At 70.3% G+C, this 12,572-nt stretch carries 11 protein-coding genes and 1 riboswitch; of the genes, 9 read left to right on the top strand and 2 right to left on the bottom strand.

The genetic code is table 11. The annotated features are described in order from the left end of the window. The first annotated feature begins 30 nt into the window (after window positions 1-30). From IH68_RS0138735 to IH68_RS0138725, 3 genes are all read left to right on the top strand, one after another. Window positions 31-1,278 carry a D-aspartate ligase gene (locus IH68_RS0138735; RefSeq protein WP_037886010.1) on the top strand — a complete coding sequence of 416 codons (1,248 nt, stop codon included), beginning with the start codon at window positions 31-33 and terminating at the stop codon, window positions 1,276-1,278. A 67-nt stretch (window positions 1,279-1,345) separates the two neighbouring features. Then, entirely contained in the window at window positions 1,346-2,548 is a 1,203-nt protein-coding gene (locus IH68_RS0138730; RefSeq protein ID WP_030945263.1) for an FAD-dependent oxidoreductase, read from the top strand. A gap of 134 nt (window positions 2,549-2,682) precedes the next feature. Next, complete coding sequence (locus IH68_RS0138725) at window positions 2,683-3,618, top strand: HAD family hydrolase (RefSeq protein ID WP_234341745.1); 936 nt, start codon at window positions 2,683-2,685, stop codon at window positions 3,616-3,618. Here the strand turns inward: IH68_RS0138725 and IH68_RS0138720 are convergent. After that, window positions 3,615-4,097 (bottom strand): transglycosylase SLT domain-containing protein, encoded by a 483-nt coding sequence (locus tag IH68_RS0138720; protein ID WP_030945256.1) that lies wholly within the window; start codon window positions 4,095-4,097, stop codon window positions 3,615-3,617. The genes IH68_RS0138725 and IH68_RS0138720 overlap by 4 nt on opposite strands. A 4-nt stretch (window positions 4,098-4,101) precedes the next feature. Next, window positions 4,102-4,276: riboswitch (cyclic di-AMP (ydaO/yuaA leader) on the bottom strand. A gap of 771 nt (window positions 4,277-5,047) precedes the next feature. On the opposite strand from IH68_RS0138720, the gene IH68_RS0138715 reads away from it, so the two are divergent. From IH68_RS0138715 to IH68_RS0138695, 5 genes are all read left to right on the top strand, one after another. Next, window positions 5,048-6,058, top strand: a complete 1,011-nt coding sequence (locus IH68_RS0138715; protein ID WP_030945253.1) for a polyprenyl synthetase family protein — start codon at window positions 5,048-5,050, stop codon at window positions 6,056-6,058. Window positions 6,059-6,198: 140 nt separating this feature from the next. Next, a complete protein-coding gene (locus tag IH68_RS0138710; protein ID WP_030945251.1) occupies window positions 6,199-7,152 on the top strand; it encodes a CHRD domain-containing protein in 954 nt (317 codons plus the stop codon). 254 nt (window positions 7,153-7,406) lie between these two features. Next, window positions 7,407-8,654 carry a LolA family protein gene (locus tag IH68_RS0138705; protein ID WP_030945248.1) on the top strand — a complete coding sequence of 416 codons (1,248 nt, stop codon included), beginning with the start codon at window positions 7,407-7,409 and terminating at the stop codon, window positions 8,652-8,654. Window positions 8,655-8,737: 83 nt separating this feature from the next. Continuing rightward, window positions 8,738-9,715, top strand: coding sequence for an ABC transporter ATP-binding protein (locus tag IH68_RS0138700; protein WP_030945243.1), 978 nt, complete (start codon window positions 8,738-8,740; stop codon window positions 9,713-9,715). Continuing rightward, a complete protein-coding gene (locus tag IH68_RS0138695; RefSeq protein WP_030945240.1) occupies window positions 9,702-10,586 on the top strand; it encodes an ABC transporter permease in 885 nt (294 codons plus the stop codon). The genes IH68_RS0138700 and IH68_RS0138695 overlap by 14 nt, the downstream gene beginning before the upstream one ends. Here the strand turns inward: IH68_RS0138695 and IH68_RS0138690 are convergent. Next, the gene (locus tag IH68_RS0138690; RefSeq protein WP_030945238.1) at window positions 10,576-11,085 is read right to left on the bottom strand and encodes a DUF6668 family protein; all 510 of its coding nucleotides are present in this window, start codon (window positions 11,083-11,085) and stop codon (window positions 10,576-10,578) included. The two genes, IH68_RS0138695 and IH68_RS0138690, sit on opposite strands and share 11 nt — an antisense overlap. Window positions 11,086-11,335: 250 nt before the next feature. On the opposite strand from IH68_RS0138690, the gene IH68_RS0138685 reads away from it, so the two are divergent. Next, the gene (locus IH68_RS0138685) at window positions 11,336-12,568 is read left to right on the top strand and encodes a hypothetical protein (RefSeq protein WP_030945236.1); all 1,233 of its coding nucleotides are present in this window, start codon (window positions 11,336-11,338) and stop codon (window positions 12,566-12,568) included. Window positions 12,569-12,572 lie beyond the last annotated feature (4 nt).

Below are 12,572 nucleotides of genomic sequence, written 5' to 3'. Positions count from 1 at the left end.
GGGGGACCCGTGGCCAGCAGCACGCGCAGTGTGCCTTTCATGGCCGATCGTGAAGTGCCCGGCCTGATCGTCAAGTTCGGCGACTACCCGCTGCACCACGGTGGCGTCGGTGCGATTCGCAGCCTGGGCCGCCTCGGCGTGCCGATGTATGCGATAACGGAGGACCGTTACACACCCGCCGCTTCTTCCCGCTATCTCAAGAAGGCCTTCGTCTGGCCGACCACCGGCACGGAGGACCCCGCCCATCTGGTGGAGGGCCTGCTGCGTATCGGGCGCCGCATCGGCCGTCCCGCCGTCCTCGTCCCCACCGACGAGGAGGCAGCCGTCCTGATCGCCGAGCACCAGGACGAACTCGCCGGCCGTTTCCTGTTCCCGCGGGTCGAGCCCGCACTGCCCCGCCGCCTCGCGAGCAAGCAGGGCCTGCACGAACTGTGCGTGGAACACGGCATCCCGAGCCCTACGGCCGCCTTCCCGCAGTCGTACGACGACATCGTCACGTTCGCGGAGAAGGCCCGCTTCCCGGTGGTGGCAAAGAACCGTGAGGCGTTCGTACGGCGCAAACGGCCGGCGGTGAACGGCACGACGCGGATCGCGACCCGCGAGGGCCTGCTCGCTCTCGCCCGCGACTGGGGCGAGTGCCCCGGGGTGATCCTCCAGGAGTACCTGCCCAGGGAGGACGCCGAGGACTGGATCGTGCACGCCTACTTCGACCAGGACTCGACGCCGCTCGCCATGTTCACCGGCGTCAAGGTGCGCTCCTGGCCGCCGCACGCGGGCATGACGGCCAACGCATACGTCGTCGACAATCCGGAACTCGCGGACATCGCCGCGCGTTTCATCAAACAGATCGGCTTCACCGGCATCATCGACCTCGACCTGCGCTTCGACCGGCGCGACGGACAGTACAAACTCCTCGACTTCAACCCACGCATGGGCGCCCAGTTCCGGCTCTTCGAGAACGAGTCGGGGGTGGACGTCGTCCGCGCCATGCATCTCGACCTGACCGGCCGCACCGTCCCGGAGGGGGAACAGCGGGCCGGCCACCGGTACATCGTGGAGAACATCGACCTGCCCGCCCTGCTCGCCTACCGCCGCAGCGGCTATACGACGCCGCACGCACCGGCGCGCGCGAGCGGGACGGAGCTGGCCTGGCTCGCGGGTGACGACCCGCTGCCGTTCCTCACGATGCTCGCGCGCTTCGTGCGGCCGGGCGCGAAGCACCTGTATCAGCTGTGGCGGACCAACCGCCGTGGCAGCACCACCAGTTCGGGCGGCTAGCCGACCGGTCAGCCGCCCGAGACGAACCACACGAAGTGACGAAGTAAGCGTCCTGGGGAGGGACTTCGTGATTCAACCGGTTGCAGTCATCGGCGCCGGGCCCTTCGGCCTGTCGACCGCCGCCCATCTGCGAGCACGCGGACTGCCGGTCCGCGTCTTCGGCGAGCCCATGGTCAGCTGGCGCGACCACATGCCCGCCGGAATGCTCCTCAAGTCGACCCCTGTCGCCTCCAGCCTGGACGCGCCGCAGCAGGGCCACACACTCGCCGACTACTGCGACGCCGCCGGCATCAGGCGGCTGGTGACGGACGAGGACATCATCCCCGTCGAGACCTTCATCGCCTACGGCGAGTGGTTCCAGCACAAGCTGGTGCCCGAGCTGGAGCAGGTGCGGGTGGTGTCGGTGGACCGGCACAAGGGCGGAGGCTTCGAACTGAAGCTGGACTCCGGCGAGTTGTTCACCGCCCGCGCGGTCGTCGTGGCGACCGGTCTGTCCGGCCTCGCGTACCTGCCGGCCGAACTGGCCACCGCCGCGGCGGACGGACCCACCCCCACGGGCCCGGTCTCCCACAGCTCCCAGCAGCACGACCTGACGCGCTACGCAGGCAAGGAGCTGATCGTGATCGGCGCCGGCCAGTCCGCGCTGGAGACGGCGGCGCTGGCGGCGGAGGCGGGCGCACAGGTGAGGGTGGTCTCCCGCGGCCGCGGCAGGGTCGCCTTCGGTGCACCGCCGTGGAAGCAGCCCAAGCTGCGCCCCGAGTCGCCCTTCGGCCGCGCCTGGTCCCTGTGGGCCCTCAGCTACTACCCGCACCCCTACCGCCATCTGCCGGCCGAGGCCCGCCACTACCTGGTGCGCCGTGTCCTCGGCCCGCTCGGCGCCTGGTGGCTGCGCGACCGTTTCGAGGGGAAGGTCCAGGTCAGCGAGGTCGAGCGGATCGTGCGGGCGGACGCGGCCGACGGCAGTCCGAAGCTGACGGTCCGCACCCACGCGGGCCGCATCCAGGACATGTCCGCGGACCACGTCATCGCGGCCACCGGATACCGGGTGGACATCGCCGCGATGGACTTCCTCGGTCACGAACTGCGCACACGTCTGGCGGTGAGCCGCGGCACACCCAAACTGGGCGCGGGATACGTCTCCTCGGTTCCGGGCCTGTACTTCACGGGCCTGCCGGCCGCGGCGTCGTACGGCCCGGTGATGCGCTTCGTGTGCGGCACCGAGTTCGCCTCTCCGAGGCTGGCCAAACACCTGGCGGCAGCTCATGGCTAGGCCGGGCCTGCGGGCCCCCGCCTGGCGATGAAGAGCCCACAAGGATAAGGGAGTTGAGCGAGGGACGGCGGTGCACTCGGCCGTCGTCCGGTTCGCGATGAGTCGGTGGGGCGTCCTGTCCGTATTCTCTGATCATGGCCGCACCCACCGCATATGCACTCATCGCCACCGACCTGGACGGCACGCTGCTCAGAGGCGACGACACGCTCTCCGACCGGTCCCTCGCCGCGCTCGCACGGGTTGCCGGGGCCGGCGCCCGGCACCTCGTCGTGACGGGCCGGCCGGCCCCCAGAGTGCGGCCGCTTTTCGACCAACTGGGCAGCACGGGGCTCGCGGTGTGCGGGCAGGGCGCGCAGGTGTACGACGTGGGCGCGGACCGTCTGCTGTGGTCCGTCACCCTGGACCGGGAGCTGGCCGAGACCGCCCTCGGCAAGATCGAGGCCGAGGTGGGGCAGGTGTACGCGGCTGTCGACCAGGACGGTGTGGAGGGGCTCACGCTCATCGAACCGGGCTATCTGATGCCGCATCCGACGCTGCCGGCCGTGCGGGTCGACCGGCGCGACGACCTGTGGTGCGAACCCATCAGCAAGGTGCTGCTGCGCCATCCCGAGCTGTCCGACGACGAGTTGGCGGCGACGGCGCGCTCGGTGGTCGGTTCGCTGGCCACCGTCACCATGTCGGGGCCGGGGACCGTCGAACTCCAGCCATGCGGCATCACCAAGGCGACGGGCCTCGCACTGGCCGCCGCACACCTGGGACTCGGTCCGGAGCAGACGATCGCCTTCGGTGACATGCCCAACGACATTCCCATGTTCGACTGGGCTGCCCACGGCGTCGCCATGGCCAACGCCCACCCCGAACTCAAGGCGGTGGCCGACGAGATCACCCTGTCGAACGAGGACGACGGCATCGCCGTCGTCCTCGAGCGACTGTTCTTCGAGTTCGGGGAGCTCCCTGAGTTCGGGGAGCTCCAAGGGGCGCGAGCAGCCACGATGGCGCCGCAGTCGATCGACGGCACATCGCCGCTCCGCGGCGGAGCCGCTCCTCGACACAGCGCGCAGGGCGCTTAGTATGCGCCGAACACGTTGTCGATCGACCCGTACCGAGCGGCAGCGTACTTGCAGGCGGCCGTGATGTTCGCGATCGGGTCGAAGGGGTTCAGCGCCGTGCCGGGCACGTGGTAGGCGAGGAACGTCGGGTCGATGACCTGCAGCAGACCCTTCGACGGGGTGCCGGCGACCGCGTTCGAGTCCCAGTTGTTGATGGCGGCGGGGTCGCCCGAGGACTCACGGATGATGTTGCGGTAAATGCCGTTGTACGTCCCGGGGATTCCGTTCTGCTTCATGACCTGGAGGGCGCCCCGGATCCAGCCGTCGAGATTGTCGGCGTAACCCATCGACTTCACGTTGGCCACGGTCGGGGTGGCCGCGGACGCGCTGGTCGCCCCGATGAGCGGGAGGGCGAGAACAGCGGCGCCCGTACCGGTGACGGCGAGCTTGCGGGCGAGGCGGTTGTTTCTGGGGCGACGGTGCTGACCTGTTGCAGGCATGGCGGGATCCTCTCCGGCGCCTGCGAGGTGAGCTGTCGGGTTCGGGCGGGGAGATGCCCGGTCGCGCAGCCTTGCGGCAACGCGGCTTCACCCCTAGCCGGCCCGGGGCGATGCCCGGTCCGGCGGCCTACCTGGTTCCCCCGCTCCTGCCGTGCGAGTGAGTTGGTCGATGGTCGTGTCAGGGCGGCGGCAGGATTCGGCGTCCACCCGACAGGCCGGGAACGTATGCGAGAGCACACGCCCTGAACAAGTGTCGGGTTCACAGATCAGGCCTATTGACCTTGGTCTGAGGCTTATGAGGCACTTGATCCTTTGCGGTTGCCAAGCCTCAACTGGCGTACGGGGGAGGGGAAGCGGCGATAGCGCGGCCATCGCTCGCCCGACGTGCTGTGTGAGTCAAGTCACCGGCATCCGCAAGAACGGCAAATCGGGCAATGGTCCCAACTCGGGGTCAGTGAGCCGCCCGTCGCCTCATTGGCGGGCGAAAACGGAACCTGTCCTGTGGTGCGCGTCGTTGTCATGACGGTCGCCCGTCGAGCACCTCGTGCCGGGATCCGGAGGTCCTCGTGAGTCGTTTCGTGGGGGAGGGGCATTCGGACGTGCCGACTCGTCGCGGTGACCCCGGTGGCCGCGCGGGGGGTCACCGGGACGGGCGCCCGAGGGGCGCGCCGAGGGACGTACCGAGGGGTACGCCAGGAGATGCGCCGAGGGGCGCACCGAGGGACACGCCAAGAGGCGCGTCGACGGACATCCCGATAGACAAGTCGATAGATATCCGTTCTTATCGGTTGATCAAAAACATACCGGTCGTGATCCGATACCGCCCGGGCTGGACGGGTGGGCGGCATCGGTGATCGAAAGGTGACCGGATACGCTGACTTGAGTGATGTCAGCGACCTATCGACAAACCGTGTAACCGCCAGTAGACACCAGCAGACAGGAGACCCCTCGTGACCGTCGTCGGGCCGTTCGGGCTGAGCGTGCGGGACCAGGCTCTGGAAGCCGATGTCCAGGCCGGATTGGCGGCCGTCGAGGAAGGTTTGCTCGAAGCCACCAAGAGTGAGGTGCCCTTCATCACGGAGGCCGCCCAGCACCTGGTGCGGGCGGGCGGGAAGCGGTTCCGTCCGCTGCTCGTGATGCTCGCCGCCCAGTTCGGCGACCCGTATGCGCCGGGGGTCGTGCCGTCGGCCGTGGTGGTGGAGCTGACCCATCTGGCGACGCTGTACCACGACGACGTGATGGACGAGGCCGCCGTGCGGCGCGGCGTGGACAGCGCCAACACCCGCTGGGGCAACTCGGTCGCGGTCCTCACCGGCGACTTCCTGTTCGCGCGCGCCTCGCACATCCTCGCCGACCTCGGGCCCGAGGCCGTCCGGGTCCAGGCCGAGGCGTTCGAGCGCCTGGTCACCGGGCAGATCCTGGAGACGGCGGGTCCGCAGGACGGACGCGACCCGGTCGACCACTACCTGGACGTGCTCGGCGGCAAGACGGGCTCGCTGGTGGCCGTGTCGTGCCGCTTCGGCGCGATGATGTCGGGCGCCGACGAGACGGTCGTGGACGTGCTGACGCAGTACGGCGAGCGGCTGGGGGTCGCCTTCCAGCTGGCGGACGACGTACTGGACATCGCCTCCGAGTCGCGCGAGTCTGGGAAGACGCCCGGCACCGACCTCCGTGAGGGAGTCCCCACGCTTCCGGTGCTACGGCTGCGGGAGCGGGCGGCGCGGCTGGGTCTTGCCGAGGACATCGCCCTGTGCGAGCTGCTGGACTCCGACCTGAGTGACGACGCGCGGCACGCCGAGGCGCTCTCGGGGCTGCGGGCGCACCCTGCGCTGGAGCAGGCGCGCAGGGACACGGTGCGGTACGCGGAGGAAGCGCGAGCGGCGCTGGCTCCGCTGCCGGAGTGCGATGCGAAGCTCGCGCTGATGGAGATGTGCGACGCCGTGGTGCACCGGGCCGGCTGAGCTGCCGCTCGACCTGCACTTCAAGTGATGTGATGCACGTCACGAACCTGGACTGAGTCCAGACTGAGATCGCTTCCGTAGTCATACGCAGAAGGCCGACGCAGGGGGTGTCGGCCGGTCTACGGGGAGAAAACAGAATCATGGGCAAGAACGCGACGTTCTCGAAGCGCCGTAAGAGCCTGATGGTCACAGCTGCCGCGGTGGCCGCCGCCGGGGGGATCGCTGCCGCGGTCATTCCGGCCCACGCCGCCGCAGGCACCGCGTCCGGCGGCACCGGGGGGACCCTTCTGGCCGCCAGTCTGCGGGGGGCCAACGAGGTTCCCGTGGCGGGCGGTCCGGCCGTCGGCGACAAGGACGGCGCCGCTCTCGAGTTCATCAAGGTGCAGGACGACAAGGTGTCCGTCGCCGTGACCTGGCGCGGCACCGGCAAACCGACCATGCTCCACATCCACCAGGGCGCCAAGGGCACCAACGGCGGCGTCAAGGTCGACTTCACCGACCTGCTGAAGAACAGCAAGCGGCACAGCGTCACCGGCACGGTCGAGGTCAAGGACGCCGGCCTGCTCGCCGCTCTCAAGTCCGACCCCGGTTCGTTCTACGCCAACCTGCACACCACCGAGTTCCCCGGCGGAGCCGTCCGCGGCCAGCTCCACAAGGTCACCGTCGCCGCCTTCGACTTCCGTGACGCCCTGCACAACTTCCAGGCGTCCGTGATCAAGGGCAGGCAGATCTACGAGTGCAAGCCGGCCGCCGGCGGTGGCTACGCCTTCGCCCAGCGGGACGTCGGCGCCCTGCTCGGCGGCGGCATCCGGCACTCCTTCGTCGCGCCCAACTCCGGTACGCCGCAGTGGGTCGCACCGGACGGAAGCGCGGTGACCGGCGCCGTCCTGTCCAAGACACCGAACGGGGACGGCAACATCCCCGAGCTCGACCTCAAGGCCACCCGGTCCGGCAAGCACCACGGCCTGCTCGCGAACACCACCGAGATCCTGCGGCTCCACACCGTGGGCGGAGTGGCCCCGGCCGGTTCCTGCACGCCCGGCGCGATCGCAGGAGTCCCGTACCGGGCGGACTACGTCTTCCTGCAGAACTGACGGGAGCTCACCTCGGGCGGCGTCTTCCCCCTACGACCCCTACGGGTCGGGGGAGGGGCCGCCCTCTCGCGTCATACCCCAGGTGTACACGGAGTTGGCCCCCGGGGCTGACGCTTCCTCCTGGCCGATTTGGTGAGATGGAAACCACGGAAATCACCACTGATCACCGATTCGGGTGAGAATGGCGGCTCGGGGTGGACAACAGAAACACGCGAGTTGGACAAGCCGCCGCCGACGACGGAGGTAGCGCACACATGGCACCGTACGAATCCGACGACAGCACGACCGCAGGGGAGGCCGACGACCTGCGCGCAGGTCGACGCAAGGCCGCGCGGTACGTCGTCCCGGTCGCGGTGGTGGGGGTGGCGGCGGCGACCATCGGGCTCGTCCCGGCGCTCGCCGACTCCGGCGACCCCGACCTGCCGAAGATCAGCGCGCAGCAACTCATCGACAAGATCGCCAAGTCGGACGTGCAGCAGATGTCCGGCACGGTGAAGATCACGACGGATCTGGGGCTGCCGAACCTCGGCGGTCTCGAGAGCAGCCTGACGTCCGGCGCCGCAGGGTCGGGCGACGGCTCGTCCGCCGACCCGACCTCCAAGCTCACGGAGCTCGCCTCCGGCACGCACACTCTGCGCGTCGCGGCCGACGGCCAGGACAGGCAGAAGCTGTCACTGCTGGAGAACGCGGCCGAGTACAGCATCATCCACAACGGCAAGGACGTCTGGGGCTACGACAGCCAGTCGAACGAGGTCTACCACTCGACCGCCCCCGCAGGCGCGGAGAAGCAGCAGAAGGAAGACGTCCCCGCCACGCCCAAGGACCTCACCAAGGACGCGCTGAAGGCGGTCGACGACACCACCTCGGTGACCGTCGAGGGAACCGCCCAGGTCGCGGGCCGTGACGCGTACCGGCTCGTCATCAAGCCGAAGCAGTCCGGTTCGACGGTCGGTCAGATCACCGTGGCCGTGGACTCCAAGACCGGGCTGCCGCTGAAGTTCACGCTGACCCCGGCGAGCGGCGGCGCCGCCGTGGTCGACGCCGGCTTCACCCAGGTCAGCTTCGCCAAGCCGAGCGCCTCGACCTTCGACTTCACCCCGCCCAAGGGCGCGAAGGTCACCGAGGACAAGCAGGGCGACCACGCGAAGGGCCACTTCGAGGGCGGCCCGAAGGGCGACCACAAGGACGGCAAGTTCCACGGCAAGCCCGGCAAGCCCGACGAGGACCTCGCCAAGGGACTCGACGGTCTGAACGTCATCGGCAAGGGCTGGAACTCCATCGCCACCTTCGACACCGGCGGAAAGGGCATGCCGTCCGGCTCCGAGGTCGGCGGGAACCTCGGCGGCTTCCTCGACTCGCTCGGCGACAAGGTCTCCGGCAAGTTCGGCTCGGGCACGGTCTTCAAGACCCGCCTGATCAACGCCCTGATCACCGACAACGGCAAGGTCTACGTCGGCGCGGTGAGCAAGGACGCATTGGTCGAGGCGGCGAACGCGGGCTAGCCCGGGAACCTTGCGCGGCGCCCGTACGTAGTCACTGTACGTAGTCGCCGCGCAAGGTCGTACAGCAGGAATCGAGGGAGCCGATGGACGAGGAGTCCGCCACGGAGCCGGAGCAGAGCGAGCCGCCCGGTGACAGCGTGATCGCCACCCATGGGCTCACCAAGCGCTACCGCGGCGGGCAACTCGCCGTCGACGGCCTGGACCTGACCGTCCCGACGGGCAGCGTCTTCGGCTTCCTCGGTCCGAACGGCTCGGGCAAGACCACCACCATCCGCATGCTGATGGGCCTGATCGAGCCCACCTCGGGTACGGCGCGGGTACTCGGGCGGCCCATGCCGCGAGCCTCGCGCACCGTGCTCCCGCACGTCGGCGCCCTCATCGAGGGCCCCGCCCTGTACGGCTTCCTCTCCGGCCGCGACAACCTGCTGCGTTACGACGCCGCCGACCCGACCGCCGATCCGCGCACCCGCCGTACCCGTGTCGCGGCCGCGCTGGACCGGGTGGGCCTGACCGCGGCGGCCGGCAAGAAGGCGAAGGCGTACTCGCTGGGCATGAAGCAGCGGCTCGGCCTCGCTGCGGCGCTGCTCCAGCCCCGCAGACTGCTCGTGCTCGACGAGCCGACCAATGGGCTCGACCCGCAGGGAATGCGTGAAATCCGTTCCCTGGTAAGGGAGTTGGCCTCCGACGGCACGACGGTCTTCCTCTCCTCCCACCTCCTCGACGAGATCGAGCAGGTCTGCACCCATGCCGCGGTGATGGCGCAGGGCCGTCTGATCACCCAGGGCGCCGTGGCCGACCTGGCCGCGGGGGTGCGCGGCCGGCTGGTCGTGACCACGCCCGACCCCGGCGACGCGGCCCGCGTGCTGAAGGAGCAGGGCGCCGCCGACGTCGTCGTCACCGACGACCGGGTGACCGCCGAGCCCCCGGACCGCGACCTCGCCGAGGTGAACGCCGCGCTGGTCACGGCAGGCGTCCGCGTGAGGGGGTTCGGCCTGGAGCGTGCCTCACTGGAGGACGCGTTCGTGGCACTGACGGGGGAGGGCTTCGATGTCGCAGGCTGAAGCAGTGAGCAGTCTCCGCGCTCCACGGCTGCTGTGGACCCTCGGGCTTCTGCGCAGCGAACTGCTCACCACCTTCCGGCGCTGGCGCACCCTCGCGCTCCTTGCCGTGCTGGCGGGCGTGCCGATCCTGGTCGGGATCGCGGTCAAGATCGAGACGAGCGACGGTTCGTCCGCGGGTGGCGGCCGGGGCGGCGGAGGCGGCCCGGCATTCATCTCGCAGATCACCAACAACGGTCTGTTCCTGGTGTTCACCGCGCTGGCCGCGACGCTCCCGTTCTTCCTGCCGATGGCGATCGGCGTCATCGCGGGCGACGCGATCGCCGGCGAGGCGAACTCGGGCACTCTCCGCTACCTGCTGGTCGCCCCCGCAGGCCGCACCCGCCTCCTGCTCACCAAGTACGCGACCGTGATGGCCTTCTGCCTGGTCGCCACCCTCGTGGTGGCCGTCTCGGCGCTCACCGTCGGGGCGATACTCTTCCCGCTCGGCGATCTGACGACCATCTCCGGCACACAGATCAGCTTCACCGAGGGACTGGGCAGAGCGCTGCTCATCGCCCTGATCGTCGCCGTGTCCCTCATCGGCGTCGCGGCACTCGGCCTGTTCGTCTCCACCCTGACCGGCAGCGGCATCGCAGCGATGGCGACGACCGTCGGACTGCTGATCACCGTCCAGATCCTCGACCAGATACCCCAACTCCACGCGATACAGCCGTACTTCTTCTCCCACTACTGGCTGTCCTTCGCCGACCTGATGCGCGACCCGGTCTACTGGGACGACCTGGTGAAGAACCTCGAGATCCAGGCCCTGTACGCGGCCGTGTTCGGCTCGGCGGCGTGGGCGCGGTTCACGGCGAAGGACATCACCGCCTAGCGGCCCCCATGAGGCGGGCCAGTGCCACCGTCTCGCGCGGCGGCGACCCGCCGAGGTCACCGAGGCGCCAGTCGGACACCCAGGGCACGCGGTACACGTCGATGAGCGACTCGATCAGCCGCACCTGCCGGTCGAGGGGCCGCGGCAGCCGCCCCGGCGCGTCCGCGACGAGCACGACGGCGTCGAGGTCGAGTCCCGGCGGGGCCTCCCCGAGGCGGAAGACCTCAAGGGTGCGCAGGGCGGCCGCCAGTCCCGACGCATGCGTACGGGCGACGAGCAGGACGGACGACGGGTCCTCGGGGCCGGGCCAGGCACGGCCGCAGTCGTGACCGCCGTAGACGGCGGCAAGTGTGGACACGCCCGCGCCGCCGTGCGTGCCCACCCAGGAGTAGCGCCGGGCGGTGGCGGTGGACGGGGCGGGCTGCTGCGGTCCCGGCTCCGGTACGGTGACCGGGCCGCGGATCCAGATCTCCGGTCCCTGCTGCACGTCCGTCCGCATGCCCGCTCTGCTCCCTCGTATGCCCACCGGCGCTCACCGCGCAGGCCGACCACGCGACGGGGCCGAGCTGCTGGGACGAGTCTGTGACGCCACCGTGACCGGAGAACCGGCAGCGACCGGCGAGACTCAACCGTACGTGCACGAACGGATCTTGACGCCGGGGGAGCGGAAACCCGACGGCGGGAGGGAGCACCATGGAACCCGAACGCGCTGTCCGCAGACTCCCCGACGCATCCGAGTGAGGGAACCGATGGCTCGACTCAGCCGCGAGAAGAAGCGGGAACACAAGCGCGCCGAGGGCTCGACGGCTCTCGTGGGAGCACCGATCGACGTTCGCGTACCCGAAGCCGGCGCGGTCGGCGCCTGGGTCGGCGGTGTGCCGGTCACCGCGGCCGCCGGCGAGGAGATCCAGCAGACCGTCCTGAACCATCTCCACCGCATCGCCCTCGCCACCGGCCACCCCGTCCTCGCCACCGTCCACGACGAGCGGATCGGCTGCGTCGTACACCTTCAGGTGGACACGGACGGGGCCAGCAGTTTCACCGGGGAACCCGTAGGGATGACTGCTCGCGCGGTGGAGGGCACGCCGTCCCGGCAGTCCGAGCAGCCGCCCCAGGGCGACAGGCCGACGCATGTGCTGCGGGCGCCCGCGGAGCCCGCGCGGGAGACCTCCCCGACGTTCGTGCTGCGTGCGCTGCCCCAGCCGGCCCAGGACAGGGCCCCGGGCACCGTGGCGGCCCCGACCGGAGAGTTCGGGCCGCCCCCGCCCATGGACGCGGTCCCGCGGCACCACCCGGAACCCGAGGACGCACCCGTACCCGTCAAGGATTCCGCACCCGTCCCCCGCAAGGAGCCCGCGCCCGCGCCCGCGCCCGCGCCCAAGCGCTCGGCGACCGGCCCCCTCCTCCTGGTCCCCCCGGACCCGGCTCTCGACCCCGACCCCAAGCCCACCCCCGCCCGCGGCTTCGACGCCGTGGCCGAAGCCGTCCTCGGTGACGAACCGCCGACCGCACCCGCGTTCCTCGCGGAGCCGATGGCGCAGATCAACGAGGCCGTGAAGGCGGGCCGGACAGACACGGCGGCCGGGCTGGCCGAGACCACGGTCGAGGAGGCGTCGGCGGTGCTCGGGCCGGAGCACGCCGAAGTGCTCCGGCTGCGTGAACTCACCGCGTACATCGCCTACTTGGCGGGCGACCCGACCCGTGCCTTCCGGGTCTCGCTCGACCTCGTCCGGATCCACCGCCGCACCCGGGACGCGGAGGCGGCCTACGGCAACATCCAGAGCGCGGCCTCCGCCTGGCGTGCCGTGCGCGATCCGCAGCAGGGCCTGGACCTCGGCCGCGAACTGATCGGTCTGTGGACCGAGCTCACGGCCGAGGACGGCCCCGCCGCCGACGACCTCGAGCGGCTGGAGTCGGCCCGCGCCCGCATGGGCCGACTCACGGAACGCGCCCGCAAGTCGGCCCGGCAGACGCCGGGTTGACGAC

This window comes from Streptomyces sp. NRRL S-646, from assembly GCF_000720765.1.
Taxonomy (GTDB): domain Bacteria; phylum Actinomycetota; class Actinomycetes; order Streptomycetales; family Streptomycetaceae; genus Streptomyces.
The sequence above is the reverse complement of the archived record's forward strand: the minus strand, read 5'-3'. Positions and strand labels throughout refer to the sequence as shown.